This window comes from Massilia sp. X63, assembly GCF_041023745.1.
Classification (GTDB): domain Bacteria; phylum Pseudomonadota; class Gammaproteobacteria; order Burkholderiales; family Burkholderiaceae_D; genus Telluria.
Window position 1 is genome coordinate 19,448 of record NZ_JBFTEF010000016.1, and the last position, 26,548, is coordinate 45,995.

A 26,548-nucleotide genomic window follows, 5' to 3' on the forward strand; every position below is an offset into this window, starting at 1 on the left:
CCGACATCATCCGATCCAGTCCGTGTCCCGTAAAAAGAACAGCCGCCAGTGGGCGCGCCTGCGAATCCTGTGTTCCGGCGGCCTGCACCTGATGACGCTCATCCCCGATGCGCTGGAGCTGGTGCGCGAGCTGATCCCCAACAGCGCGTCCCAGCTGTTCCTGGGGGCCGAACGCGCGCCGGAAGACATGCACGAGGCGAACGTGCTGGGCGTGCTGCCGCCGCCGAACGGTTACTTCTATGGCGACGCCAGGGACTTCGGCGTGCCGCCCGCGCAAGCGCGGGCGCGCGCGGCGCAGGTGCTCGAGACGCGCCTGGGCCCGGCCGCCAACCCGCTCGGCACGCTCACCCTGCTGCGCGACGACGGCCCGCCGTTCGACGCCGACGACGAAGAAGACCTGGGCCGCGTGGCCAACTACTTCGAACATGCCTTGCGCAACGCCGCCACGGCCGGCAACGGCCTGGCGGGCGTGATCGAGGACGAAGCCATGCTGCTGGCGACCGTCAACGGCGACATCCTGTTCCTGAGCGACTCGGCCGGCGCGCTGCTCGACCAGCTGGCCTCGCAGGAGCAGCAGGTGTTCGACCGCCGCACCCTGCCGCCGTTCTGCCTGCGCCTGGTGGAATCGGTGGTGTACGGCGAGCGCTATCCCTGGCGCCTGCCGGCGGGCAGCCTGGAACTGGCCGGCGGCGTGCTGGAGGCGCGCGCGCAGTGGATGAGCGCCGGCGCCTACGACGCCATCCACAGCCGCACGGTCGGCATCTTCCTGAAATTCGTGGTGCCGATGCCGCTGCGGATCTGGCGCGCGCTGGGCAGCGTCGAGCTGTCGCCGCAGCAGATGGAAGTGGCGTTCTGGATGGGCCTGGGCGGCGGACGCGAAGCCGCCAGGAGCCGCATGGACGTCAGCGACGCCGTGCTGCGCGACTGCGTGAAGGCGGTCTACGAAAAATTCGGCTGCACCTCCGAAGCGGGGCTGCTGGCGATCCTGCGTCCGGCCATCTCGCGCATGTAAGCCGGCCTGCCGGCTACGGAACACCCCCCACCCAAGGGGATGGACTACACTTTGCTGGCTGTTTATCCTTTCAACCGGATCTCGAAGGAGGTTTTGCCATGAACATTCGATGGATGGGCGCTGTCCTGCTGGGCGCCACCTGTGCCCTGGCCAACGCTGCCGACATGAAGGTCACCATGAAGATGGCGAGCGACAAGGGAGAGGGCAAGGACGTCGGCACCGTGACCGTCAGCGAAACGCGTTACGGCCTCGTGTTCACGCCGGCCCTGACCGGCCTGCCGCCCGGCCTGCACGGTTTCCACGTGCACGAAAACGGCAGCTGCGGCCCCAACCAGAAAGATGGCAAGACGGTGCCCGCGGGCGCCGCCGGCGGCCACCTCGACCCGGCCAAGACCGGCAAGCACGGCCAGCCCTGGGGCGAGGGCCACCTCGGCGACCTGCCGGCCCTGAGCGTCGACGAGAAAGGCGCCGCCACCAACCCGGTACTGGCGCCGCGCCTGAAGCTGGCGGACGTCAAGGGCAAGGCCCTGATGGTCCACGCCGGCGGCGACAACCACGCCGACCACCCGGCCCCGCTGGGCGGCGGGGGCGCACGGATCGCCTGCGGCGTGATCCAGTAAGCCATCCCCGGCGTCTCGGCAGCGCTGTTGGGAATGAAATAAAATTTCAAAAATAAGGATAAATTGAAATGAAATTTCACTCCCTGATCAGCGCCGCCTGGCGGCGCGCAGGCGTGGCGCTGCTGGGCTACGGCGTGTTCCCCTGGCCGGCATTGTCCTGGCTGGACTGAGCCGACGCCACCGCCATGCCGGCGCCGGACGAAACGGCCTTATTCCGCCGCCGGCCGGCCGCCCGGTGGCAGCTCCACCTGCGGCACCGGCGTCTGCTGGGCCGCGATGAACCCGGCCAGCGCGGCCGACAGGTCGTCCAGCACCTGCTTGCCCCATGCCTTTTCCATCAGCCGGTACTGGCGCTCGATCAGCGGGGCGATCTCGTCGAACAGCGCATCGCCCTGCGGCGCCAGGCTCACCATCACGCGGCGTGCATCCGCCATGCGCGCGCGCCGCACCAGCCCCAACTCTTCCATGCGCGCCAGCACGCCCGCCATGCTCGGGCTCAGCATCTGGCACAGCTCGCACAGCTCGCGCGGCTCGAGCTGTTCGTGCTCGTCCAGCGCGCGCAGGATGCGCCACTGCTGCTCGGTCACGCCGAAGTGGTTCAGTACCGGGCGAAAATGCGACATCAAGGCGTCGCGCGCCTTCAACAGCTGCTGCGGCAGGTCGCGGTTGGTCATGCGGCGGTGGCGGGGGCTGGACAAGGCGGCTACTCCATTCTGTGATCGATGAGCTTGACTGGCTAACATATTAGTGATTAACTTACGAACATATTAGCGAATATCGGCGCTGGCCGGTGTTCGGCATTGCTCAACTGTGCGGCAAAGATTGTGATTATCCGAGACAGGCCCTCCGGCCTCAAGCTGTTCCTTTTGCTGCGCGGTTCGGTCCTGTTGCGGATTTTGCCCACGCTGGCCATCAACGTGGCGATCGCCATCCTGGTCACATGGTCGCATGGCGACCTGTGGGACATCAAGATCACGCTCACCACCATTCCCTTCACCCTGATCGGCCTGCCGATCGCGATCTTCCTCGGTTTTCGCAACAACTCGGCCTACGACCGTTTCTGGGAAGGGCGCAAGCTGTGGGGCGAGCTGCTGCTGCGCAGCCGCAACCTGGCGCGCCAGTGCGCCAGCCTGATCGACGGCGGCGAATTCGGCCAGGGCGCGGCGCTGGCCCGCAACGGCCTGCAGGACGTGCGGGTGCGCATGGTCATGCGCGCCATCGCCTTCAGCTGCGCCCTGCGCGACCTGCTGCGCAACCTCCCGAGCGGCCCCCAGCTCGCCGGCTTGCTGCAGCCGCAGGAATGCGCCCAGCTGGAGGGCCAGCACAACAAGCCCGACTACCTGATGCGGCAAATGGGCCTGGATCTCGGCCAGTGCGTCAGGGAAGGGCGCATCGATCCCTGCCTGGCCGCCAACATCGACCACACCCTGTCCGCGATGACGGCCGCCGCCGCCTCGTGCGAGCGGATCAAGACCACGCCGATCCCGTTCTCGTACTCGGTGCTGCTGCACCGCACCGCCTACATGTACTGCTTCCTGCTGCCCTTCGGCCTGGTCGACACGATCGGCTTCATGACGCCGGTGGTGGTGGCGATCGTGGCCTACACCTTCTTCGGCCTCGACGCGCTCGGCGACGAGCTCGAGGAGCCGTTCGGCATGGAACCCAACGACCTGCCGCTCGACGCCATCTGCCGCGCCATCGAGATCGACCTGCGCACCGCGCTGGGCGACCAGGACATCCCCCCGCCGCTGCTGCCGGCGGATTTCTGCCTGACCTAGCCTTCCCTTGTACCCGAGTACCTGAGCACCCGAGGAACCTATGCACCACGATGAACACGTCCAGTACGACCGCATCCGCCTGCCGCTCCTGCGCGAGCGCGTCACCAGCGCCGACAAGGCGGCCGAATGGATCCGCGACGGCATGACCGTCGGAATGAGCGGCTTCACCCGCGCCGGCGACGCCAAGGCGGTGCCGCTGGCGCTTGCCGAGCGCGCCCGGCGCGAGCCCCTGAAGATCACGCTGATCACCGGCGCCTCGCTCGGCAGCGACATCGACAAGACCCTTGCCGAGTCCGGCGCGCTGGCGCGCCGCATGCCCTTCCAGGCCGACCCGGCGCTGCGCGCGGCGATCAACCGCGGCGAGATCATGTTCGTCGACCAGCACCTGTCCGAGACCGTCGAGCTGCTGCGCACGCGCCAGATCGCCCCGGTCGACGTCGCGGTGATCGAGGCGGTGGCGATCACCGAGACCGGCGCCATCATCCCGACCACCTCGGTGGGCAACAGCGCCAGCTTCGCGATCCTGGCCGACAAGGTGATCGTCGAGATCAACCTGAGCCAGTCGCCGGCGCTGGAAGGCCTGCACGACATCTTCATCCCCAAGCACCGCCCGCAGCGCCAGCCGATGCCGCTCATGAACGTGAGCGACCGCATCGGCTCCACGACCATCGACATCCCGCCGGAAAAGATCGTCGCCATCGTCATCACCGAAAAGCACGACAGCGCCTCGACCATCCTGCCGCCGGATGCCGAGACCGCCGCCATCGCCGGCCACCTGACCGGGTTCTTCGTCGACGAGATCGCCCAGGGCCGGCTCACCGAGCGCCTGATGCCGATCCAGGCCGGCATCGGCACGATCGCCAACGCCGTGGTGTCGGGGCTGATCGACGGCCCCTTCCAGCACCTGACGATGTATTCGGAGGTGCTGCAGGATTCGACCTTCGAGCTGTTCGACGCCGGCAAGCTCGATTTCGCCTCGGGCTCCTCGATCACCCTGTCCGAGGCCAAGGGGCGCGAAGTGTTCGGCAACATCGAACGCTACAAGGACCGGCTGGTGCTGCGCCCGCAGGAGGTGAGCAACCATCCGGAAGTCATCCGCCGGCTCGGCATCATCGCCATCAACACGGCGCTGGAGTTCGACATCTACGGCAACGTCAACTCGACCCACGTGTCGGGCACGCACATGATGAACGGGATCGGCGGCTCGGGCGACTTCGCGCGCAACGCCTACCTGTCGGTGTTCGCCACCAAGTCGGTGGCCAAGGGCGGCAAGATCTCGAGCATCGTGCCGATGGTCTCGCACGTGGACCACAACGAGCACGACGTCGACATCGTCGTCACCGAAGTCGGCCTGGCCGACCTGCGCGGCCTGGCGCCGCGCGAGCGCGCGCAGCGCATCATCGACAACTGCGTGGCCGAGCCCTACAAGGGAATGCTGCGGGAGTATGTGGAAGAAGCCAACCGCGGAGGCGGGCAGACGCCGCACGTGCTGGAGAAGGCATTCTCGTGGCACGTGCGGTATCGCGAGACGGGGTCGATGCTGGAATGAACGTAGGGTGGGGGGCATAGCCGCCCACCCTACGAAAAGCTGCTACCGTTTATTTGGCAGCCGTACGCGCCTTGCCAAACGGATCGCCCGCCTTCCACTGCGGCGCCTTCGGCGAGTCCGCCACCATGCGTCCCAGGTTCAGCGTGAACTGCGCCTGCTGCACCATGCCCGACAGGTCCCAGCTCGGATCGTATTCGTCGTTGGCCTGGTGGTAGCGCGGGCCGTAGGCCTTGCGCTTGGCGGCGCTTGCTTCCACATCCTTCACCCAGCTGCTGCCCGCGCCCACCGAGAACGCCGGCACGCCGGCCTTGGCGAAGCTGAAGTGGTCGCTGCGGAAGTAGCCGCCCGCCAGGTCGGGCCGGGCCGGGGCGATCGTCATGCCCATGTTCCTGGCGGTGGCGGCCGCCATCGCGCCCAGGTCGGTGCGTTCGCTGCCCGGGGTGCTCACGTCCTTCACCAGGCCCACGAAGTTCAGGCTGTCCAGGTTCAGGTTGGCGACCGTCTTCTCGATCGGCCACAGCGGCTTGGTCGCATAGGCGGCGCTGCCCAGCAGGCCCTGCTCTTCGGCCGCGACCCACAGGAACATCTGGCTGCGCTTGGCCGGGTTGCGCACGGCTTCCTGCGCCATCGCCAGCAGGGCGGCGGTGCCCGAGGCGTTGTCGACGGCGCCGTTGAAGATGGTGTCGCCCTCGGTTCCCTGCTTGCCCATGTGGTCCCAGTGCGCGCTGTAGATGACGACTTCGTCCTTCAGCTTCGGATCGGTACCCGGCACCACGCCGGCCACGTTGAATTCGTTCAGGGTGCGCACTTCGGCGCGCGCCTCGCCCTTCACGCGGGCGTTCAGCACGACCGGCTTGAAGTTCTTGTCTTCCGCGGCGGCGCGCAGCTTGTCGAGGTCCTGGCCGCCGGCGGCGAACAGCTTGCGCGCGGTGGCGTCGGTCATCCAGCCCTGCAGGCCGGTGCCCAGCTTGCCCTCGGCCAGCTGGAAGCGCTCGGCATTGGCCCAGCTGTTCTGCACCACGCTCCAGCCATAGGAGGCCGAGGCATCGGTGTGGATCAGCAGGACGCCGGCCGCGCCCTGGCGCGCCGCTTCTTCGAGTTTATAGGTCCAGCGGCCGTAGTAGGTCAGGCCCTCGCCGTTGAAGCGCTTCGGCTCGGCGGCGGTCGGCTTCGGGTCGTTGACCATCATGACCAGCACCTTGCCCTTGAGATCCTGGTCCTTGAAGTCGCTCCAGCCTTCTTCCGGCGCATCGATGCCGTAGCCGACGAAGACCAGCTCGGCGTCGAGCGTGTGGTCGGCCTGGGCGTCGCCCGGACCCCAGACCCAGTCCGAACCGAACTGCAGCGGCAGCTGCTGGCCGCCGGCGACGATGCCGATGCTGCTCTTCTGCGGCAGCGAGCGCACGCCGGCGATCTTGACCGGCTGGCGGAAGCTGCCGTTGTTAACCGGCTGCAGGCCGATCGCGGCGGCCTGGGTTTCGAGGTAGGTGACGGTCAGTTCGCCGCCGCGCTGGCCGGTGCCGCGTCCTTCGAGGGCGTCGGACGCCAGGAAGGCGAGGTGGGCGCGCAACGGCGCTTCCTTGACGGTTGCGGCTTGCGCGGTTTGCTTGCCGGCGGCGTGGGCCGGGTAGGCCAGCGCCAGGCTGCTTGCGAGGGCGGTAAGGACAACGGAGGAGACGATCTTGTGCATGGCTTCCTGCTGCGATGGTTTGAATGAATGGCGCACGATGTGCGCCAGGCATTGTATGCCAACTGCTCAGTAAAACCGCAACACATCCGCCGAGACCGTCATGCCCGTTCCCGGCATGCGCGGCGGCGCGCCCGGCGGCAGCAGGTGTTCCGGCAGGCCGGGCATGCGTTCCTCGACGATCACCGCCAACGGGTCCTCGTCCGGCGCGTCGATCGTGAAGCGCAGCAGCTGGTCTTCCATCCCGTACAGCGACAGCGACCACGGGATCTCGGTCGCGTTCAGGACGCGCCCGTTGAGGGTGGAGCGGTGCGGCTTGGTGCCGGCCACCCACATCCGGATGTGCGGCGCGCGGTTATTCGAGCGCAGCGTGAACGCCACCTGGCGCAGCCTGGGATGCGGCGAAGGATTGGCCAGCCGCGGATTGCGCAGCATATACGCTTCCGGGAAGGCGATGCCGTCCTCGCGCGGCGCGATCGCATACCACTGGCGCGGGCTGTGCCAGCCGAACACGTCGACGTGGATCGCCGGCTTGTCCAGGTTGGGAAACAGCTGCTTCGACCAGGCGTCGAGCGGCTGCGGGGGCAACAGCCAGTAGGCGCGCCAGCTGTTCATGTCCTTGAAGTAGACCAGGCGGTTCGGCTCGACGCGGGGCCGTTCCAGCGCGCGCGGCCCGGGTGCAGGTTCCGGCAGCAGCACGCAGGCGGCAAGCAGCAGCGCCAGCGCGGCGCCGACCAGGCGCCCGAGCGGCAGCAGCAGGAACAGGCTGGCAAAGCACAGCAGCATGAGCGCGATCACGACCGCCACCACATACAGCCCCTGCGGGGCGAGCGCCATCCAGGCATCGCGCAGCGCCGGCGCCAGCAGCAGCGGCGCCGGCGCGATGCCGGCGGCGAGGACCAGCAGGCGCACGGGCGGGCTGCGCGGCGCCTGCAGCGCGCTGAAGGCGGCCAGCGCCGCCGCCAGCGGCCAGGCCAGCAGGTAGGCGGCCGGCGGCGCCGCCAGCAGCACCAGGACCAGCGCCACGGCCAGCCACGCCATCGCGCCCAGGAACACCGACACCGCGCCGGCCAGCCGGCGCAGCAGGTACAAGGCGGCCACGAACAGGCAGCCGCCGACGACCAGGAACACGATGGCCGGCCCGGTGTCCTGCAGTTGCGTCAGCGCGGCCAGTTCGTCGCGCCGCTCCCACAGCAGCATCCGCGCGGCCAGCAGGAGCAGGGCCACGCCGAAGAAGCCCTGCACCAGCGGCGCCACGGTGGCGCCGGCGCGCTCGGTCGCCTGGCGGTAGCCGCGCACCAGCATCAGGCAGCACAGGGCCGCCAAGCCCCAGGACAGGATGGCCGGGTGCTGGACGCTGCCGACCAGCGGCAGCTGGAACCAGGCGTGCGGCTGGTGGCCGCCGCGCGCCAGCGGCGTGTCGCCATGGTGGCGCGCCAGGCGCAGCATGCTCGCGCCCAGGTGGGCCAGCATGGCCGGATCGAGCCGCTCCACGTTGTCCAGGGTACGCGCGCCATCGAAGCGCCTGCCGCTGTTCACGAACAGCAGGGCGGGAGCGTCGATGCCGGCCAGCGGGCCGATGCGCGGCATGTCCGGCATCAGCTTGACCAGCCGCGCCAGCAGCGACGAGCCGCCCACGCCGGGCAGCGCCTGCGTCCAGCCGCGCAGGGCGCTGCCGTCGGCGTTGGTGGCCTCGTAGAGCGCCAGCGGCCCGGCGCTGCCGGCGGCGTCGAACTTCAGCGTCAGCCCGATCCGCCGCGCCAGCGGATGCTGTTCGGCGAAACCCTTGGCGCCCAGCGCGCCGACGTCTTCGCCGTCCAGGAACAGCAGCACGATGTCGTTCGCATGCGCCGGCCCGGCCCGCAGCGCCCTGGCGGTTTCCAGCATGGCCGCCACCTGCGCCGCCCCGCGCGCCGCGCCCAGCGTATTTCTGCCGCTGTCGTAGTGGGCTGCGAGCAGCAGGGCCGGGCGCTGCAGGTGGCCGGGGCCGCTGCCGGGCAGGCGCACCACGATGTTGTGCACCACGCCGAGCGTCAGGTCGGTGCCGCCCCAGTAGCGGATGGTGGCTTTCTGCACCGTGGTTTTCTGGACCGCCGGCGCCAGGCCCATGCCGCGCAGCTGGGCGAGGATGTAGTCGCGCGCCTGCGCATTGGCCCGGGTGGCGATCGGCCGCGGTGCGGCGGCCAGCACGACCACGTGTCCCAGCATCCGGTCGAGGGCGGGCAGCGCGGCCGGCGCCGTCGGTACGGTGACGCGGGTGGCGGTCCAGGCCAGGACCGCCAGCACGGCCAGGGCCAGCAGGCCGGCCGCCTGCGCCGCCAGCCGGGGCGTGCGCGGCGGCGCTGCCGGTATGTCAGCAGTAAACATGTTCCTCTCTCCTCGTTTCTTCGTGTTGTCGTTGGCGGCGCTGCCGCTTGCTGTTCCGGATCTCCTGGTACGGGCGAAAAAAAGCCCGCGGTGCACAGCGGGCGAAGAAGGGAACGGAAAAACCTTATTCGAGCGTCCAGACGTAGGCGATCTGCCCCCATCCGGCTTCGGTGACGCCGTTGTTCATGGCTGGCTTGAACTGGCACAGGCTCAGGGCGTTCAGTGCGGCGCGGTCCAGTTCGCGGTGGCCGCTCGACCTCTGGACCCGCGCGTCCTGCACCCGGCCGTCGGCGCCGACCAGCAGCGCCAGCGTGACGGTGCCGCTGTCGCCGTTGCGCGCCGCGCTCACCGGATAGGCCGGGGTGACGCAGCCGTCGGCATTGGCCAGTACCGCGCTGCGCATCTGGCCCGGGCTGCTGTTCCTGGTGGGCGGCGTGGGTGGCGCCTCGGGCGTGGCGGGCAGGGCCTGTTCCGGCACCGGTTGCGGCTCGGTGCTGGCCTGCACCGGATTTTCGAGCGGGGGCGGCGGCAGCTCGACCTCGATCTGCGGCACCACGATCTTCGGCGGGGCCACCCGCTGCTGGGGCTGCGGCGGCTGGGGCGGAGGAGGGGGCGGCGTGACTTTCGGCTGGATCCAGACCGTGGCGTCCTCGATCAGCTTCGGCAGGACGATGCTCTTGGTGTTCATCATGTTGACGACGCCCATGGCCACCAGCGCGTGCAGGCCGGCGACGACTGCGAACTTCCCGGCCTTGCCGCCGGTCCCATCGTTGAGTTGCGTGAAGTGCATGGCGATCTCCTCTTCTTGTGAGGTCCGGCGACGGGGTCGCAGAACTTTTTACTTAAGGAAAGATGTGCATCGATCAGCTGATGGAATCAATATATGCTAGAGCCTAGCAATGTGTAAAGCGCTTTCTTGGTAATTTTGCTTCCTCTCGTCAGCCTTGGTGGCCGAAAAGCCGAGAATGGATGGGTACTCGCGTCATGGCCCGTTGTATGAAATAATCCCCGTATAACCCGCATGCTTTCTGCCGTTTGGCATACCGTGCTGCCAGCGATTGGCAAGCGAACGTCAATATGTCGAGGAAGCATCTGGTAGGCGGGTGATCTACAGGAGTGAAACTGGTGTCCGAACAGAAAAAACCGATCCGCGTAATGCTTGCGGACGACCACCCGATCGTCATGACCGGGTTCGCCATGTCGCTCGAAGCGGCCGGCATGCAGGTGGTGGGGCAGGCCAAGACGCCGAGCGAGGCGGTGGCGCTGTATGCGGCGCAACAGCCCGATGTCGTGATCCTCGACATGCGCTTCGGGACCGAGCTGACCGGCCTGGATGCCGCGCAGAGCATCCTGAAGGACGACCCGCGCGCCAAGATCATCTTCCTGAGCCAGTTTGACCAGGACAGCCTGATCAAGGAAACCTACCGCATGGGCGCGCACGCCTTCGTCACCAAGGACTGCGATCCGTCCGACCTGGTGACCGCTGTGCGCCACGCGCACGACGGCAAGCTGTATTTCCTGCCGCAGATCGCTTCGCGCCTGGCCAGCATGGCGGTGCGCGGCGACGTGACGCCGCAGTCGCAGCTCGACGAGCGCGGGCTGGAGATCTTCAAGCTGATGGCCGAGGGCCTGACCAACGCCGAGATCGCCGAGAAGCTCGACCTGTCGACCAAGACCATCAGCAACATCAGCCAGTCGATCAAGGAAAAACTCGGCGTGCACCGCCAGGCCAATATCACCCTGCTGGCCGTGAAGCACGGCCTGATCGAGCCCTGAAGCATCCATGAGCTATCCGCGGACCCTGCGCGCGGCCGTGGCCGCGCTCGCGCTCGGGCTGTCCTTCGGCGCGGCGGCCCAGGCCCAGGCGCCGTCCCCGGCGAACAAGGATGACGAGGTGACCGGCTTCCGTTCCCAGATCATCACCGGGGACGACAGCGAGGTCACGCGGCGCATCGCCGAAGACCTGTACAAGCGCCTGCTGCCGACCTTCGCGGCCTTCCGCACCGAGCTGGCCCAGCGCCACCGCTTGCTGTACGTTGCGATCGGCCCCGCGGCGCTGCGCGACGCCATGTCGCGCCGCTGCGACTGCGTGGTCATCTCGGCCTTTACCTCGAGCCAGGTGTGGCGCTCGCTGACCTCGAAGCTGCCGCCGGCGCGCGCCGCGCGCCACACCGCCGTGTATGCCGAGCCGGCGCCGGCCGACCAGCTGCGCCTGGCCGCGTTGCTGTACGGCCGGCCGGTGCGGGTCGGCGCCATCCTGGGCCGCGAGACGGCCTTCCTGCGGCCGGCCCTGGACGCCGGCATCGACGTGCAGTCCTTCGCGCCCGGCGACGACATCAACCACACGCTCAACCAGATGACGCGCGCCGAGGTGCTGCTGGCGCTGCCCGACGGCGACGTGTACAACCCGGAAAACGTGCGTAACATCCTGCTCTCGACCTACCGCCGCAAGCAGGGCGTGATCGGCTTCTCGGCCGACATGGTGAAGGTGGGGGCGCTCGCCACGACCTATTCCGAGATCGAGGACATCAACACCCAGGTGGCCGAGATCGCGGCCAACTACGTGGCCATCGGCGAGCTGGCGCCGCCGCAATTCCCGCATTACTTCCGCACCGTGGTCAACGAAGGCGTGGCCCGCTCGCTCGACCTGCGGGTGACCAACGACGCCCGCAACTTCGCGCGCCTGCCGGCGCGGCCACCGGCGCCTCCGGCACGCCAGCCCGCGCCGCCGGCGCGCGTGGCCGCGCCCCCGCCGGCTCCGATGCCGCCCACGCCATGAAGCTGCGATTCTGGCGCGGCTGGAGCATCGGCCGGCGCATGACCTTCATCACGATGCTGCCGGTGACCTTCCTGTTCACCTCCTTCGTGTGGTACTCGTATTATTCGCACCGGGCCCAGGTGGCCGAGGAACTGGCCGAGCGCGGACGCACCCTGGCGCGCGCGCTGGCCGAGACCAGCGAATACAACGTCATCTCGGGCAACCTGTCCGACCTGCGCCTGACCATCAACGGCCTGGTGCAGTCCGACAGCAGCATCTATCGCATCGAGGTGGTGGGCGTGGACGGCGCCCAGGCGGTGCGCGTCAATTCCGAGTCGGCCATCGACGCCCAGCCGCACCACTACGAGGCGCCGATCAAGAAGCAGGTGGTGTGGATCAACCTGTTCACCGACAACGGCACCCCGCACGTTTCGGCATCGAGCGACCTGCGCCCGCCCACGCTCACCACCGAGATCGTCGGCTGGGTGAGGGTGACGATGTCGCCCTCGAACATGATGGCCAAGCAGACCCGCCGCTTCCGCTTCGAGGTAGGCATGGCGGCGCTGGCGCTGGTGGTCAGCGGCGTGCTGGCCTGGGTACTGGCGCGCTCGCTCACGGTGCCGCTGCGCGAGGCGATCGGCGCCTTGAGCCGGATCCGCAACGGCGACTTCCGCGTGCAGCTGCCGGTCAACTCGGGCGGCGAGGTGGGCGAGCTGCAGTCCTCGATCGGCGAGATGTCGCTGGCGCTGGACGAATCCAAGCGCGACCTGGAAAACAAGGTGGCCGAGCGCACCCGCGACCTGCTCGCCTCGCGCAACGAGGCGCTGCGCGCCGACGCCGACAAGCGCAAGCTGATCCAGAAGGTGAATTCGATCATCGAGGACGAGCGCAAGAGCATCGCGGTCGAGATCCACGACGAACTGAACGCCTCCCTGATCGCCGCCCGCCTCGAGGCGCAGGCGATCGGCGCGCTGGCCGCCAAGGCGCCGCCGACCCCGGAAGTCGACGAGATCCAGCGCAAGTCGCAGGCCATCACCAAGCTCGCGCTCGACCTGTACGCCAACGGCCGCCGCCTGGTGCGCCGCCTGCGTCCCGAGGTGCTCGACATGCTGGGCCTGCACGGCGCGGTGGAAGAGATGGTGCGCCACTACGACGGCAGCGCGGGCTGCAGTTTCGAATTCCACGGCGAAGGCGATTTTTCGCGCCTGTCGAACGAACTGGCGATTTCCGCCTACCGCATCGTGCAGGAAGCGCTGTCGAACGTCATGAAGCACGCCCACGCCACCTCGGCCCAGGTGCGCCTGGTGCTGGACGAGGCCGCGCAGACGCTGCGCATCGTGGTCGCCGACGACGGCAACGGCTTCGACCCGGCCAGCGCCTCGGAAGGCATCGGCATCATCGGCATGCGCGAGCGCGTGTACGCCGTGCACGGCGTGATGGACGTGCGCTCCAGCGTCGGCGGCGGCACCGTGGTGGCGATCACGCTGCCGCTGCATGCGCCGGCAACAGTCTCCTGAATCCTGAATTGAACCCTACATAAAGCAAACATGGCCGACCAACGCTTGACGCCCTACGAGAAGGGCAACCTGAACCAGACCACCACCCACGCCGAATGCATCGCCTGGTACGAAGCGCTCGCGCGCGACTATCCGGCCGTGCTGCGCTTCGGGCAGGTCGGCGTGTCGGATGCCGGAGTGCCGATCCACGCGGGCGTGGTGAGCAGCGACGGCGTGTTCGAGCGCGATGCGATCAAGGCTGCCGGGCGCCCGGTGTTCTTCAACAACAACGGCATCCACCCGGGCGAGCCGGAAGGCGTGGACGCCTGCATGGCGCTGGTGCGCGACTTCTGCACCGAGCCCGCGCGCCTGGCCGCGCTGGGCAATACCGTGTTCCTGTTCATCCCGCTGTACAACGTGGACGGCAGCCTGAACCGCGCCGACACCTCGCGCGTGAACCAGGACGGCCCCGAGCAGTTCGGCTTCCGCGGCATGAGCCGCCACCTCGACCTGAACCGCGACTTCATCAAGTGCGACAGCCGCACGGCGCGGGTCTTCAACCAGTTCTTCACGACCTGGGACCCGGACGTGATGGTCGACACCCACACCTCCAACGGCGCCGATTACAGCTACACCATGACCCTGATCCACACCCAGCCCGACAAGCTGGGCGGCGAGCTGGGCGAGTTCCTGCGCGCGACCATGCTGCCGGCCATGTACGCCGGCATGGAAGCGCGCGGCTGGCCGACCTGCCCCTACGTGAACCCGGTCAAGGACAGCCCGGACCACGGCATCGCCGACTTCCTCGAGACCGCGCGCTTCTCGACCGGCTACGCGGCGCTGCACCACACCATCGGCTTCATGCCCGAGACCCACATGCTCAAGCCCTTCAAGGACCGCTACGCGTCGATGCGCGCGCTGGTCGAGACGGCGCTGGAGTTCACGGTGCACAACGCGGACACCATCCAGGCGCTGCGCCGCGCCGCCCGCCAGGCCAGCGGCAGCCGCGCCGAGTGGCCGGTGCACTGGGCGATGGACGAAGCGAATCCGGACACCTTCCGCTTCAAGGGCTACCAGGCCGGCTACAAGCCGAGCGTGCTGGGTAACTATTCGCGCCTGTGGTACGACCGCAGCAAGCCATGGGAGCGCGACATCGCCTGGTACAACCGCTTCCCGGCCGACATCCACGTGCCGGCGCCGCGCGCCTACGTGGTGCCGCAGCAGTGGGCGGAAGCGATCGAGCGCCTGCAGTGGAACGGGGTGCGCATGGAGCGCGTCGACGCCGACCGCATGCAAGAGGTGGACTACTACCACATCGTGTCGGTGAGCGCGCGCCCGAACGCCTACGAGGGCCACATGTTCCACGACGACGTGGTGCTGGAACGGCGCCGCGGCCAGGTCCAGCTGCGCGCCGGCGACTTCATCGTGCCGCTCGACCAGGACCGTGCGCGCTATGCGGTCGAGACGCTCGAGCCGCTGGGCCACGACAGCTTCTTCCGCTGGGGCTTCTTCAACAGCGTGCTGGAGAAGAAAGAGGCGTATTCGGACTACGTGTTCGAGGACCACGCGCTCGAATTGCTGAACGCCGAGCCGGCGCTGGCCGCGAAGTTCGCGGCCTGGAAGCAGGCCAATCCCGCGCTGCTGTCCAAGCAGGAAGCGGTGCTGGACTTCATCTTCGCCAATTGCGAGCGCTATCGCGAGCCGGAGTGGCGGCGCTATCCGGTGTTCATGCTCGGCTGAGACCTGCTCAGCTCTTCCGCGAGTTGAGCAGGTGGCGGATGCGGGCGCTGAGGGTGCCGAAATCATAGGGTTTCGGCAGGAGATTGACGTTTTCCTGCAGCCTGCCCTCGTGGGTAAGCACGCCTTCCGCATAGCCCGAGGTGTACAGGATCCGTGCGTGCGGCAGATGCGCGCGCACCACCTCGCCCAGTTGCAGGCTGGTGACGGGCCCCGGCATGATGACGTCGGTGAACACCAGGTCGATTTCCTGGCCGCTCCTGATCATGTCGGCCGCCGCCGCCGCGCTGGACGCTTGCAGCACCTGGTAGCCGAGGATCGACAAGCTCGCGCAGGTCGACTTGCAGACGCTCTCCTCGTCCTCGACCACCAGGATGGTTTCCGGGCCGCCTTCGAACCAGGCCGTGACGGGCTGTTCATGGGCGACGGCCTCGGCATCGCTGCGCGGCAGGTAGATCCTGACGCTCGTTCCCTGTCCGGGCACGCTGGACATCACGATTTCCCCACCCGATTGCTTGACGAAGCCATATGCCATCGACAGGCCCAGGCCGGTTCCCTGCCCGGTCGGCTTGGTCGTGAAGAAGGGCTCGAAGACACGCGCCATCACGTCCGCCGTCATCCCCTTGCCATTGTCCACCACTTCGATCATCACCCAATGTCCGGCCGGCACGTTCGACGGCACGGCATCCTGCGGCTCCACGTTGGCGGCCCGGATGGTCAAGGTGCCGCGGCCGGCCATGGCGTCGCGGGCATTGATCGCCAGGTTCAGCAAGACATTGTGGAGCTGGTTCGGGTCGACCAGAATATTGCCCAAGCCGGGCGCAATTTCCGTGGCAACAGTTGGCGTGGGACCGAACATGCGGCGGGTCATGTCATCCATTTCACGCAACAGATGCGCCGGATTCGTGACCACAGCCTGCAGCGGTTGCTGGCGGGCAAATGCCAGCAGGTGCGAGGCCAGCTGGGCGCCGCGCCTGACGCCGGTCAGTGCGGTGTCCACGCGCACGATGCCGACGTCGTGCAAGCCGCCGCTCAGCTTCAACAGCTGTAAATTGCCGCCAATAATTTGCAAGACATTGTTGAAATCATGGGCCACCCCGCCGGTCAACTGGCCGATGGCTTCCATTTTCTGCGACTGCAGCAAAGCCGACTGACTCGCCGCCAGATCCTCCTGGCTTTGGTGGAGCGAAGCAAAGGCCGCATCGAGCTGGCGCCGCGTCACGCAGGAATTGCTGTGGTAGCGAACCCGCGCGATCAGCTCGCGTGGATCCGGCCATTTGACGAGGTAGTCGCTGGCGCCGACCGCGAAGGCGTGCGCCTTGCTGTCCGGATTGTCGTCCGAAGACAGGATGATCACCGCAACGTGTTCGGTCTGCTTGTCGGCGCATAGCCGGCGTACCACCTCGAAGCCATCCATTGCCGGCATGCGCATGTCGACCAGCACGACGGTGGCTGCAATTTCCTTCGCCAGATCAACCGCCCGCGCCGGCTCATGCGTGAAACGAAAGGTATGCGCCCCGCAGGCCTTCAAGCCATGGGAAACTATTTCTTTGGAGAAGGACTCATCGTCGATGAGCAGGATGGAAGGGTGGTGGGTGTGTTCGGTCATGCAACAGCCGAGGAATGGTTAAGATGAGGCTCATTGCAAAAAGCGCGATCAGCGATCTTAGCGCTTCGGCGCCGGGTTGCTAATCGCAAAAAAACCGACCGGCAGGTCATGATTTCCATGACAAGCAGGGTTGCTGCGGACCGCATGCCGGAACTGCTGCGCTCAGTCGACCAGCCCGTGGTGGATCGCGTACCGGATCAGTTCGGCATTACTCTTGAGCGCCAGCTTGTCGAAGATGCGGCTGCGATAGGTGTTGACGGAGCTGACGCTGATATCGAGCTTGGCCGCCACCTGCTTGACCGGATGGCCCAGCGCCAGCAGGCGCGTAACCTGCAGTTCCCGGTCGGTCAGGCGCTCGTAGGCGTAGCGGGGATGGGGCGACGATACTTCGTGGGCCAGGATGTCGGCCAGGCTCTCGCTGAGGTAGCGTCCGCCCGCATGCACCTTATGGATGGCCTTCAGCACGACATCGACGGTCAGCGATTTCGGAATATAGCCGGCGGCGCCAAGTTTCAACACGGGAATGCCGAACCGCTCTTCGCTATGTGAACTCAGCACCAGCACGCGCAGGCCCGGAAAGCGCTCGACGACCGTGCGCAGCGCATCCAGTTCGTGGGTGGGGCTGAGGGTCAGGTCGAGCAGCAGCAGGTCGACTTCCAGGTCTTCCAGCACCTCGAGCGTCGAAGCCAGGTCCGCAGCCTCGCCCACCAGGACGATGTCCGGGGCGACAGACAGGACCTTCTTGACGCCTTCACGCACCAACTGGTGATCGTCGGCGATGACAACGCGGATCATGGCTGAATCACGCCTAAAAAAAGTGTCGTGTTGGACGGTATTGGCAAGCATGGGCTCATCATAATTTTGAATGGAAGTATGTGCCGCCCGGTTCGCGCGGCGGTACGAATGCAGGGTAGTCGGACGGTCGTCGGCGGCGGGCGCCTGAATCGGCTTGAGCAGTGGAAACGGAAGAGTCGGGCAGTGCGGCTGTGCGCGATGATAGTGACTTTTAGTACGCCGCGCGATGAGCAAAGCCGTGACAGCATGACGTCATCCGTATGACACTGTGTAGGACGATGCCTCATCGGCGGCGCCGCGCCCGGCCGGGCCGCCGGGCAGGATGCGATGCCTTGCGCCAAGCCTGTTGCCATATGCGGCCCCCGGCGCGCAGGTCGGCACCGGCGGCAACGCACGCTGCTTTCGTGACAGGCGGTCGCAATCCATGCGACTTCGCCCTTGGCCGCTATCCCGGTAAGCTGCACGGTCCTTTCTCTCGGGCTGCGTTCCGGCCATACACCATCTTGGACAACATGACCCTGCCAGCGCCGGCACGCCGCGTCCTGGTCGCCGACGACAATGCCGACGCCGCCGACAGCCTGGCAGCCTTGCTGACCCTTTTCGACTGCACGGTGCAGGTCGCCTATTCGGGCAGCGAGGCGCTCGCGCTGGGCGACCAGCATCGTCCGCAGTTGGTGATCCTCGACATCGCGATGCCGCACATGGATGGCTGCGAAACCGCGCGTCGCATGCGCGCGCGGCCCTGGGGCCGGCAGGCCTGCATCGCGGCCTTGACGGCATGCGGCGACGATGAGCTCCCGTGCTCCACGGCGGAGGCAGGCATGGACTTCCATCTCACCAAACCCGTCAGTGCCGACGTGCTGCTCGCGGTCCTGGCAAGCGTCCGCGCGTGAGCGTGCGTGGCGGGACAGGCAAGCGCCGCACCTTGTGCTATCTTGGAATTATTATTAGTTGACATTTACGCAAAGCGTCCAGGAAGGCTAGGGAGTATGGCGAACGACGCTGCCAGCATGGAAAAAGCCGCTCGGTTGGCGCTGATCGCGTCCGGGGACGACTGGGCGATGGTCAGCCTGCACCTGCCCGACGGTGCGGCTCCGCAACGCCTGTGCACGGCGGACTGCGCGGATGCCGGCGCGGCGCTCGAAGCGCTCGAAGCGCAGGTCAGCGCCGAGGAGTGCGATCTCCCCGACCTGAGCGTGGCTTCCTTGCCCGTCGCCTGCCGCGAGCTGGCGCAACGCGCCGGCCTGCGCAGCTATCGGGCGGTGCGCCGCAATTTTCCGTACGGAACCGGAGAAGGCAGCTGCGTGCTGGCCGTCGCCGCCGGCCGCACGCGCGATCCGGGCGTCGACTGCGGGCTGGGCCTGGTTGCCGACCTGCTCGTGGCCGCCGCATCGCGCCGTGCGGGCGCGAGCGCCGGCGGTGCAAGCCACGACGAGGCAATGTTCGGATTCCGCCCGGCCGGCGCCATCGACGCCGCCCCGCGCAGCGATGTCGCGCAGGCGCAGGAACAGTTCCGTCTGCTGTTCGAGTCTGCTCCGGGACTCTATCTGGTGCTGGTGCCCGACTCCTTCCGGATCGTCGCGGCCAGCAATGCCTATCTCGAGGCGACCATGGTCACGCGCGAGCAGATCATCGGCCGCGCCATATTCGATGTGTTCCCGGACGATCCGGAAGACGACGACGACAGCGGCGTCGCGGCGCTGAATGCGTCGCTGCAGCGTGTGCGGCAGACCCGGGTGCCCGACGTGATGGCGGTGCAGCGCTATCCGATCCGCCGGCCGGGCGGCGGCTTCGAGCTGCGCTACTGGAGCCCGATCAACTCCCCGGTGCTCGACGCCGACGGACGTGTCATGTTCATCATCCACCGCGTGGAAGACGTGACCGATTACGTGCTCGCGCACCGGCCGTCCGGCGCCGGCGCCTCCCAGCGCAAGACCACCCGGCTCGAAGCCGAGATCGTGCTGCGCTCGTATGAACTCAAGCGCATGGCCGACTCCCTGGCGCAGAGCGAGCAGCGGCTGCGTTACGTCACGCGCGCCACCAACGACGTCGTGTGGGACTGGAACATGGCGGACGACGCCCTGTGGTGCAGCCGCAGCGCGCTGGAACCGCTCGGCAGCGTGCTGGCGCGCTCGACCCGCCTGGCCGACTGGGAAGCCTGCATCCATCCCGAGGATCGCGAGCGGGTCTGGGCGAGCCTGCATGCGAGCGTGGCGGCGAAACGCGAGAACTGGGCCGCCGAATACCGGCTCCGCCTGCCCGGCGACGTCGAGCGCCACGTGCTGCATCGCTGCTTCACGGTCATCGACGAACAGGGGCAGCCGCAACGGATGGTCGGCAGCATCGCCGACCTGACCGAGCAGAAGCGCCAGGAAGTGCGCCTGCGCCTGCAGGCCGAAATGCTCGACTACGCCACCGACGCCATCCTGGTGCGCGACCTCGACAACCGGGTGCTGTACTGGAACCAGGCGGCCGCCGCGCGCTACGGCTGGAACAGCGACGAGATCATCGGCCGCCCGGTCAGCGAGACCCTGTATGCCCGGTGCGCGCCTTCCGATTTCCAGCATGCGATGCAGGTGCTGATGCGGCACGGCGACTACTCGGGCCGGATGGTCCACTCGGCGGCCGATGGCCGCAAGTTCGTCGTCCATGTGCACTGGATCCTGGTGCGCCGCCAGGACGGCACGCCGCGCGCCATCCTGTCGGTGGTGACCGACCTGAGCGAGCGCATCGCGCTGGAACAGCGCCTGCTGCAGATCCAGAAGCTCGAATCGCTCGGCCGCCTGACCGGCGGCCTGGCGCACGACTTCAACAACTGGCTGACCGTGATCCTCGGCAGCGCCGAAGAACTGATGGAGGCGCTCGACGCGCAGCCCGAGCTGCGCGACATCGCCCACATGATCCAGATGGCCGGCGAGCGCGGGGCCGAGCTGACGCGCCGCCTGCTGGCGTTCGGACGCAGGCAGCCGCTGACGCCGCAGATCCTGGCGGTCGGCGAAGCGATCGCGTCGATCCGTCCGCTGATTGCGCGCAGCCTGCCCGAGAATATCGACCTGCAGCTGCTGGAGATGGAACGCAACTGGTGCGTATACGCCGACCGTGCCCAGCTCGAGGCCGCCATCGTCAACCTCTGCATCAATGCACGCGACGCCATGCCCGACGGTGGGAAGCTGACCATCCAGCTGCTGCTGGCCGAGATCGAAGAGCAGAAGACCGAGCTGGGCAAGCCGCTGCCGCCCGGCGAGTATGTCGTGATCGCGGTCGCGGACAACGGCCATGGCATTGCCCAGGACGTAATGGACCATGTGTTCGAACCCTTCTTCACGACCAAGGACGAGGTGTCCGGCAGCGGGCTCGGCCTGAGCATGGTGTACGGCTTCGTCAAGCAGTCGAACGGCGACGTCACGATCTACTCGGAGCCGGGGCGCGGCACCCAGGTAAAACTCTACCTGCCGCGTGCGCACAGCGAACCCGAGGCGCGCCCCGCGCCCACGGCTGCCGCCGGTGCGCGGCCCCCGAACGGATGCGCGGTGCTCCTGGTCGAGGACGACCCGATCGTCCGGGCCCATATCTTCGCCCTGTTGCGCGAGCTGGGATGCGAGGTCACCGAGGCCTCCAGGGCCGAGGAGGCGCTGGCGCGGCTGGCCGACGGCCAAGCTTTCGACCTGCTGTTCACGGATGTCGTCATGCCCGGTGTGTCCGGCATCGAGCTGGCCCGGCGCGCGCGCGCCATGCGGCCCGGCTTGCGTATCTTGCTCAGCTCGGGCTATACCTTCGAAGCCATGCAGCACCAGGACGAGCTGGGGGCGGAAGTCCGGTTCCTGAACAAACCCTATGGGAAGACCGTCCTCGCGCAGGCGCTGTCGGACGCGCTGGACGGCGCCGGGGCAGCGCCATGAGCTCGGCGGCGGAGGGCAAGCGCGAACACGAGCTCGTGAGCCGCAGGATGCTGGCGTTCGCCAGCGTGGTCGAGCACCTCGCCGTGCCGAACGAGCTTGCCGCACTGGGCAACGAGATGCTGGCGTCGATGCGCGACGACGTCGAGGCACTGGCCGTCTACCTGGTCCGGGAAGACGCAAGCCTCGACCTGCTGCTGCACGCCGGCTGCCACCAGCCGCCGCCGGCGCACGCGCCCGATGTGCGGCAGGTCTGCGGCCTGGCGCCGGACGGGCCGGCCGGCCACGGCGGAGAAACGCGCATCGTCGAGATCGGGCCGGCGCGCCCGGCCTGGATCGGCGAGCGCCCGTCCACGCTGGCGGCGGTGCCGTTCGGCGGCGGCAGTGCGCCAGGCCTGCGCGGCCTGGCGCTGTTCATGCTGCGCCAGGCCGATCATGTTCCCTCGCTTGCGGCGCTGCTGGAGCTGGCCGCGCACGAGCTCTCCCAGGCGCTCGTGCGCGACGTGGCGACGGCCCAGGGTCAGGGTCAGGGTCAGGGTCAGGGCGGCGCCGGGGCCGGCAAGATCCGCGTGCTGCTCATCGACGACGAGGAGCTCCTGCTGGCCCACGTCAGGCGCATCCTGGAACGGGCCGGCTTCGCATTCTATGCGGCGCAAAGCGCGCGCGAAGGCTTCGACCTGGCGACCTCGATCCAGCCCGACGTGATCCTGATCGACAAGGTCATGCCGGACCTGGACGGCATCAAGCTGTTGCGCATGATGCGCCGGAACGAACTGCTCAGCACTGTCCCGGTCATCATGCTGTCCGGCCAGGCCGACGAGGCCGCGCGGGTCGCGGCGCTGGGCGAAGGGGCCGACGATTTCGTGGTCAAGCCGTTCAGCGCGAAAGACCTGGTGGCGCGGATCGAGGCCAACGTCCGCCTGGTGCGGCTGCGCCGCGATGCGGTATGGCGCCAGGGCGAGCTGCTGCGCCTGCGCCAGTCGCAACAGGAACTGCGCACCCTGCTCGACACGGTCCAGCGGGTACGCGACGACGAGCGGCGCATGCTGGCGCGCGAGGTGCACGACCAGCTCGGCCAGATCCTCACCGCGGCCAAGATCGACCTGCGCCTGCTGCAGGATCGCGTGGCGCAACCGGACACGCTGCCGCCTGCAGCGGAGATGGCGGCAGAGCTGAAGGCGGTCTTGTCGAGCGTTGACCTGGCAATTGCTGCCGTGCAGGACATCGCTGCGCTGCTGCGGCCGCCCGAACTCGAGGAAGGCGGGCTGGTGGCGGCGCTGCGCTGGCAGGCCGCGGAGCTGCGGCGCCGCACCGGGATCGACTGCACCGTGCTGCATGACCCGGCCGGTTATGTCGAGCAGCACCCCTTCGTGGCAGGGGAGCTGCTGCGGATGTGCCAGGAAGCCCTGACCAACGTCCTGCGCCACGCCGGCGCCACCCGGGTCATCATCCAGGTGGCGATGCGCAACGCCTCCCTGCTCGTCAGGATATGCGACAACGGCAGCGGCATCCCGCGGGCACGCCTGCACGATCCGGCCTCGCTCGGCCTGAAAGGCATGCGCGAGCGCGCCGCCAGCATCCGTGCCAGCATTCACATCTACGGACGGCCTGGCCGGGGAAGCATCGTGGCCATCCGGCGCAGGCTGGCTTACCGGTAAGGTAGCGCGCAAAAAAAACGGGGTGCGTGCACCCCGGTTCGATCGCAGCCTACGCAGCCTTCACTTCGTCTCGGCAATCCACTTGTCCACTTTCGCCTCCAGCACCGCCAGCGGCAGGGTGCCTTCGCCCAGCACGATGGCGTGGAATTTCGGCAGGCTGAATTTAATGCCCAGCGCGTCCTGCGCGCGCTTGCGCAGCTCCATGATCTTGAGCGAACCGATCTTGTAGCCGAGCGCCTGGCCCGGCCACACCATGTAGCGCTCGATCTGCGCGCGCGCTTCGTGCTCGGAGTAGCCCAGCGTGTCCTGGAAATACTTGATGGCCTGGTCGCGGCTCCAGCCCTTGGCGTGCAGGCCGGTGTCCACCACCAGGCGCGCGGCGCGCAGCATCTCGTCGTTCAGGTGGCCGAAATAATCTTCCGGCTTCTCGAACAGGCCCATCTCCTTGCCCAGGGTCTCGGCATACAGCGCCCAGCCTTCGGTGAAGGCGTTGTTGCCGCCGAACTTGCGGAAGTTCGGCAGGCCCAGTTCCTGCACCAGCGCGATGTGGAAGTGGTGGCCCGGCTGGCCCTCATGCAGGTAGAGCGTGACCATGCCGGTGCTGCCGTACTGCTTCGGGTCGTTCACCACCGACCAGAACACGCCCGGGCGCGAGCCGTCCGCGGCCGGCGGGGTGTAGTGGTCCGAGGCCGAGGCGCGCGTGAGTTCCGGCTCCAGGCGCAGGTCGAGCGGCGCCTTCGGGCGCAAGGTAAACAGGGCCGGCAGCTTGGCGCGCACCTTGGCGTCGAGCTCTCGGAAGACGTCGATCACCTGCTGGTCCGTCGTAAACGGCTTGTACTTCGGCTGCTCCGCCACCCAGCGCGGCAGGCCGGCGGCGGGGCCGTTGTAGCCCATCTTCGGGCCGGTCACGGCGTATTCGCCCTGGATGCGCGCCACTTCCTTCAGGCCGATCTCGTGGATCTGCTCCGGCGTCAGGTCGGTCGTGGTCATCGCCGCCACGCGCGCGGCGTACCAGGCGGCGCCGTTCGGCAGGGCGGTCCAGCCGGCGCTGGCGCGGGTCTTCGGCAGGTAATCCTTTTCGAGGTAGGTCGCCAGGCGCTTGAGCGCCGGATTGAGCTTGTTGGCGATCGTCTTGCGGTAGGCCTGCTGCAGGCTGCGCTTCTCGCTTGCCGTGAACTTCGCCGGCATGTTCCGGATCGGCGTGTAGAAGATGCTGTCCTCGGTTTTCTGCGCCACCAGCTGCTTGAACTGGGGCAGGGCGGACTGCATCGGCTCGCGCGGCTGCACCACGCCGCGCTTGACGCCTTCGCGCATGTTGGCGATCGACTGGTCGATGTGCGGCACCAGCTGGGCCAGGCGGCTCAGGTAGGCGCGGTAGTCGCGCGGGGTCGCCAGCGGCTGGGCGCCCTGGCCGCCGGCGTAGTTCGCCAGGATCACCGGCATGCTGACCATCTGGTCGATCGGGATCAGGTGTTCCGGGAAGGCGGCCAGGCGCAGCGCGCTGTTCAGCTCGAATTTCAGGATGTCGTAGCTGGTCTGGTCGCGTCCGCCCAGGCGCTCGCGCGGGATGCTGGACAAGCGCTGCAGGTAGCTGCGGTACAGGGCGAACTGCTGCTCGCGCAGCTTCGGCGAGATCGACAGGCCGAGCTTGTCGTTGAAGCGGCTGTCGCCGTTCTCGGTGGCCCACACCGGCTCGAAGCGCGCCAGCGCTTCGTAGTATTCGTCGGCCAGGGCATTGATCTGGCGGCTTTCCTGGGTGGCGGCGGCGGAGGCGGGATTGGGTGTGTCCAGCTGCGCGGCGGCGGCCGGCCCGCAGGCCAGCAGCGCAGCCGCGGCCAGGGCCGCAAGCTTGAAGCATGCTTTCATGGTGTTTCCTCGTGAATCAGTAGCTGGCGAGCGGGGTCAAGGCGCCGTTCTTGAAGGTGTAGACGGTGACGGTCGTTTTCTTCAGGTTGCCCTTCGGGTCATAGCCGTAGGTGCCGACCACGCCCTGGTAGCTGATCGCGTGCATGGCCGCGCCCACCTTGGCGGCATCGACCGAGTTGGCCGACTGCATGGCTTGCGCGATGAACTTGGTCTGGTCGTAGAACGAGGGCGCATACACGTCCGGGTCGCGCTTGAAGCGCGCCTTGTAGGCGTCGATGAAGGCCGGGCCGCCCGGTTGCTTGGCGACGATCGCGCCGGCCTGGGCGCAGCGCACGTTCTCGCCGACCGCCGGGCCGCCGAGCTTGGCCATCTCGGGGCTGCACAGGGTGTCGCCGCCCAGCAGCGGCACGTTCAGGCCGAGCGCCTTCATCTGGCGCGCCATCGGCGCGGCCTGCGGCGCATAGCCGCCGAAGAACACGGCGTCCACGCGCTTGGCTTTCAGGGCGGTGAGGATGGCGGCGAAATCGGTCGCCTTGTCGGTGGTGTATTCGTGGCCCGCGACCTTCATGCCGTTGGCCTGCGCCTGGCGCTTGAATTCCATCGCGATGCCCTGGCCGAAGGCGGTGCGGTCGTCGATCACGCCGACGTTCTTCACCTTCAGTTCCTTGGCCGCATAGGCCGCCACCGAGCCGCCCACCTGGGTGTCGCTGGCGACGATGCGGAACACGGTCGGGTAGCCGGACTGGGTGATCTTGGGATTGGTGCCGACGGTCGACATCAGGATGCCGTTGTCGTTGTAGACGCGCGAAGCGGGAATCGCCACGCCCGAGTTGTAGGGGCCGAGCACGAACTTCACCTTGGCGTCGGCAAACTTCTGCGCCACGTTGACGCCCTGTTTCGGGTCGCCCTGGTCGTCTTCGGACTGCAGCTCGAAGCGCAGCAGATTGCCGCCGACCTGGATCTTCTGGGCGTTGAGTTCTTCGACGGCGAGGCGCACGCCGTTCTCGTTGTCCTTGCCGGCAAAGGCGTTGGAACCGGACAGCGGGCCGCTGACGCCGATCTTGACGACTTGTTCGGCGGCGTCGGCGTGGATGGCGAACAGTGCCAGCGCGAGCGGCGCGAGGTGCAGTTTGGATGGCATTCCCTGGGTCTCCGTTATGTTCGAAACGGACGCCATCATGACATGAAACCAGCCGCCGGTTAAGCGCGCTGGATGTACCTGCAGGGTCAGGCCGGCAAGCCGTGCGAAATCAACTCCAGCGGCAGGGCGGTGGTGCACTTGATCTGCTCCATCGAGAAGGCCGACGAGACCCCGGTGAGGCGCGCGGCCTTGATCAGCTTCTTGTAGAAGCGGTCGTAGCCGGCGATGTCGGTGGTGACGACCTTGAGCAGGTAGTCGACGTCGCCGCTCATGCGGTGGAATTCGAGCACTTCCGGCAGCGCCACCACGGCCGAAGCGAAGCGCGCCAGCCATTTTTCGTCGTGCTCGCTGGTGCGCACGCTGACGAACACGGTCACCGGCAAGCCGACCTTGTCGCGGTTGACGATGCTGACCCGGCTTTCGATATAGCCCTCTTCCTCGAGGCGCTTGACGCGTTTCCAGCAAGGGGTACTGGACAAGCCGACCTTTTCGCTGAGGCCGGAAATGGACAGGGTGGCATCTGCCTGCAATGCAGCAAGGATAGCGCAATCAAACTTGTCGAGTGAGTTCATTTTCACT

The 26,548-nt window shown here is 67.6% G+C and carries 20 protein-coding genes; 11 read left to right on the forward strand and 9 right to left on the reverse strand.

Features of this window, described 5'->3' with window-relative positions:
- Window positions 1-22 precede the first annotated feature (22 nt).
- Both AB3347_RS22655 and sodC read left to right on the forward strand, forming a co-directional pair.
- On the forward strand, window positions 23-1,012 hold the full coding sequence (locus AB3347_RS22655) for a helix-turn-helix transcriptional regulator (RefSeq protein ID WP_369093975.1): 990 nt from the start codon (window positions 23-25) through the stop codon (window positions 1,010-1,012).
- 98 nt (window positions 1,013-1,110) lie between these two features.
- Complete coding sequence (gene sodC, locus AB3347_RS22660; RefSeq protein WP_369093976.1) at window positions 1,111-1,632, forward strand: superoxide dismutase [Cu-Zn] SodC; 522 nt, start codon at window positions 1,111-1,113, stop codon at window positions 1,630-1,632.
- Between the two features lie 209 nt (window positions 1,633-1,841).
- Here sodC and hpaR read toward each other — a convergent pair whose 3' ends face one another.
- Entirely contained in the window at window positions 1,842-2,330 is a 489-nt protein-coding gene (hpaR, locus tag AB3347_RS22665) for a homoprotocatechuate degradation operon regulator HpaR (protein WP_369093977.1), read from the reverse strand.
- Between the two features lie 126 nt (window positions 2,331-2,456).
- Between hpaR and AB3347_RS22670 the strand changes: the two genes are divergently transcribed.
- Window positions 2,457-3,410: a bestrophin family protein gene (locus AB3347_RS22670; protein WP_369093978.1), complete on the forward strand. Its 954-nt coding sequence runs from the start codon at window positions 2,457-2,459 to the stop codon at window positions 3,408-3,410.
- Window positions 3,411-3,450: 40 nt separating this feature from the next.
- Window positions 3,451-4,959: an acetyl-CoA hydrolase/transferase family protein gene (locus tag AB3347_RS22675; protein WP_369093979.1), complete on the forward strand. Its 1,509-nt coding sequence runs from the start codon at window positions 3,451-3,453 to the stop codon at window positions 4,957-4,959.
- A 49-nt stretch (window positions 4,960-5,008) separates the two neighbouring features.
- Here AB3347_RS22675 and AB3347_RS22680 read toward each other — a convergent pair whose 3' ends face one another.
- The 3 genes from AB3347_RS22680 to AB3347_RS22690 form a co-directional block, all read right to left on the reverse strand.
- Window positions 5,009-6,649, reverse strand: a complete 1,641-nt coding sequence (locus tag AB3347_RS22680; RefSeq protein ID WP_369093980.1) for a M28 family peptidase — start codon at window positions 6,647-6,649, stop codon at window positions 5,009-5,011.
- Window positions 6,650-6,715: 66 nt separating this feature from the next.
- On the reverse strand, window positions 6,716-9,013 hold the full coding sequence (locus tag AB3347_RS22685) for a M28 family peptidase (protein WP_369093981.1): 2,298 nt from the start codon (window positions 9,011-9,013) through the stop codon (window positions 6,716-6,718).
- A 124-nt stretch (window positions 9,014-9,137) separates the two neighbouring features.
- Complete coding sequence (locus tag AB3347_RS22690; RefSeq protein ID WP_369093982.1) at window positions 9,138-9,803, reverse strand: energy transducer TonB; 666 nt, start codon at window positions 9,801-9,803, stop codon at window positions 9,138-9,140.
- A gap of 335 nt (window positions 9,804-10,138) precedes the next feature.
- Here AB3347_RS22690 and AB3347_RS22695 point away from each other — a divergent pair, with 335 nt between their 5' ends.
- The 4 genes from AB3347_RS22695 to AB3347_RS22710 are packed head-to-tail and all read left to right on the forward strand — an operon-like array spanning window position 10,139 to window position 15,007.
- Complete coding sequence (locus AB3347_RS22695) at window positions 10,139-10,789, forward strand: response regulator (protein ID WP_369093983.1); 651 nt, start codon at window positions 10,139-10,141, stop codon at window positions 10,787-10,789.
- 7 nt (window positions 10,790-10,796) lie between these two features.
- Window positions 10,797-11,792, forward strand: a complete 996-nt coding sequence (locus tag AB3347_RS22700) for a hypothetical protein (protein WP_369093984.1) — start codon at window positions 10,797-10,799, stop codon at window positions 11,790-11,792.
- A complete protein-coding gene (locus tag AB3347_RS22705) occupies window positions 11,789-13,288 on the forward strand; it encodes an ATP-binding protein (RefSeq protein WP_369093985.1) in 1,500 nt (499 codons plus the stop codon). The genes AB3347_RS22700 and AB3347_RS22705 overlap by 4 nt, the downstream gene beginning before the upstream one ends.
- Before the next feature lie 30 nt (window positions 13,289-13,318).
- A complete protein-coding gene (locus AB3347_RS22710; protein ID WP_369093986.1) occupies window positions 13,319-15,007 on the forward strand; it encodes a M14 family zinc carboxypeptidase in 1,689 nt (562 codons plus the stop codon).
- 7 nt (window positions 15,008-15,014) lie between these two features.
- On the opposite strand, the gene AB3347_RS22715 is transcribed toward AB3347_RS22710, so the two are convergent.
- Entirely contained in the window at window positions 15,015-16,613 is a 1,599-nt protein-coding gene (locus AB3347_RS22715; protein ID WP_369093987.1) for a response regulator, read from the reverse strand.
- Between the two features lie 162 nt (window positions 16,614-16,775).
- On the reverse strand, window positions 16,776-17,408 hold the full coding sequence (locus tag AB3347_RS22720) for a response regulator (protein WP_369093988.1): 633 nt from the start codon (window positions 17,406-17,408) through the stop codon (window positions 16,776-16,778).
- A 512-nt stretch (window positions 17,409-17,920) separates the two neighbouring features.
- Between AB3347_RS22720 and AB3347_RS22725 the strand changes: the two genes are divergently transcribed.
- The 3 genes from AB3347_RS22725 to AB3347_RS22735 all read left to right on the forward strand — a co-directional run bounded on the left by AB3347_RS22725 (window position 17,921) and on the right by AB3347_RS22735 (window position 22,962).
- Window positions 17,921-18,301, forward strand: coding sequence for a response regulator (locus AB3347_RS22725; RefSeq protein ID WP_369093989.1), 381 nt, complete (start codon window positions 17,921-17,923; stop codon window positions 18,299-18,301).
- 96 nt (window positions 18,302-18,397) lie between these two features.
- On the forward strand, window positions 18,398-21,307 hold the full coding sequence (locus tag AB3347_RS22730) for a PAS domain S-box protein (RefSeq protein WP_369093990.1): 2,910 nt from the start codon (window positions 18,398-18,400) through the stop codon (window positions 21,305-21,307).
- The gene (locus tag AB3347_RS22735; RefSeq protein WP_369093991.1) at window positions 21,304-22,962 is read left to right on the forward strand and encodes a response regulator; all 1,659 of its coding nucleotides are present in this window, start codon (window positions 21,304-21,306) and stop codon (window positions 22,960-22,962) included. Before AB3347_RS22730 ends, AB3347_RS22735 begins: the two co-directional genes overlap by 4 nt.
- A gap of 60 nt (window positions 22,963-23,022) precedes the next feature.
- On the opposite strand, the gene AB3347_RS22740 is transcribed toward AB3347_RS22735, so the two are convergent.
- The 3 genes from AB3347_RS22740 to AB3347_RS22750 all read right to left on the reverse strand — a co-directional run bounded on the left by AB3347_RS22740 (window position 23,023) and on the right by AB3347_RS22750 (window position 26,541).
- On the reverse strand, window positions 23,023-24,828 hold the full coding sequence (locus AB3347_RS22740; protein ID WP_369093992.1) for a DUF885 family protein: 1,806 nt from the start codon (window positions 24,826-24,828) through the stop codon (window positions 23,023-23,025).
- Window positions 24,829-24,844: 16 nt separating this feature from the next.
- Window positions 24,845-25,969, reverse strand: a complete 1,125-nt coding sequence (locus AB3347_RS22745; protein ID WP_369093993.1) for a branched-chain amino acid ABC transporter substrate-binding protein — start codon at window positions 25,967-25,969, stop codon at window positions 24,845-24,847.
- An 86-nt stretch (window positions 25,970-26,055) separates the two neighbouring features.
- Window positions 26,056-26,541, reverse strand: coding sequence for an Lrp/AsnC family transcriptional regulator (locus AB3347_RS22750; RefSeq protein ID WP_369093994.1), 486 nt, complete (start codon window positions 26,539-26,541; stop codon window positions 26,056-26,058).
- Window positions 26,542-26,548 lie beyond the last annotated feature (7 nt).

Bases quoted from the DNA above. Each gene is read 5' to 3' on its own strand.
- sodC (WP_369093976.1), top strand. From the start codon at position 1,111: ATGAACATTCGATGGATGGGCGCTGTCCTGCTGGGCGCCACCTGTGCC.
- AB3347_RS22675 (WP_369093979.1), top strand. From the start codon at position 3,451: ATGCACCACGATGAACACGTCCAGTACGACCGCATCCGCCTGCCGCTC.
- AB3347_RS22680 (WP_369093980.1), bottom strand. From the start codon at position 6,649: ATGCACAAGATCGTCTCCTCCGTTGTCCTTACCGCCCTCGCAAGCAGC.
- AB3347_RS22685 (WP_369093981.1), bottom strand. From the start codon at position 9,013: ATGTTTACTGCTGACATACCGGCAGCGCCGCCGCGCACGCCCCGGCTG.
- AB3347_RS22690 (WP_369093982.1), bottom strand. From the start codon at position 9,803: ATGCACTTCACGCAACTCAACGATGGGACCGGCGGCAAGGCCGGGAAG.
- AB3347_RS22700 (WP_369093984.1), top strand. From the start codon at position 10,797: ATGAGCTATCCGCGGACCCTGCGCGCGGCCGTGGCCGCGCTCGCGCTC.
- AB3347_RS22705 (WP_369093985.1), top strand. From the start codon at position 11,789: ATGAAGCTGCGATTCTGGCGCGGCTGGAGCATCGGCCGGCGCATGACC.
- AB3347_RS22710 (WP_369093986.1), top strand. From the start codon at position 13,319: ATGGCCGACCAACGCTTGACGCCCTACGAGAAGGGCAACCTGAACCAG.
- AB3347_RS22715 (WP_369093987.1), bottom strand. From the start codon at position 16,613: ATGACCGAACACACCCACCACCCTTCCATCCTGCTCATCGACGATGAG.
- AB3347_RS22720 (WP_369093988.1), bottom strand. From the start codon at position 17,408: ATGATCCGCGTTGTCATCGCCGACGATCACCAGTTGGTGCGTGAAGGC.
- AB3347_RS22725 (WP_369093989.1), top strand. From the start codon at position 17,921: ATGACCCTGCCAGCGCCGGCACGCCGCGTCCTGGTCGCCGACGACAAT.
- AB3347_RS22730 (WP_369093990.1), top strand. From the start codon at position 18,398: ATGGCGAACGACGCTGCCAGCATGGAAAAAGCCGCTCGGTTGGCGCTG.
- AB3347_RS22735 (WP_369093991.1), top strand. From the start codon at position 21,304: ATGAGCTCGGCGGCGGAGGGCAAGCGCGAACACGAGCTCGTGAGCCGC.
- AB3347_RS22740 (WP_369093992.1), bottom strand. From the start codon at position 24,828: ATGAAAGCATGCTTCAAGCTTGCGGCCCTGGCCGCGGCTGCGCTGCTG.
- AB3347_RS22745 (WP_369093993.1), bottom strand. From the start codon at position 25,969: ATGCCATCCAAACTGCACCTCGCGCCGCTCGCGCTGGCACTGTTCGCC.
- AB3347_RS22750 (WP_369093994.1), bottom strand. From the start codon at position 26,541: ATGAACTCACTCGACAAGTTTGATTGCGCTATCCTTGCTGCATTGCAG.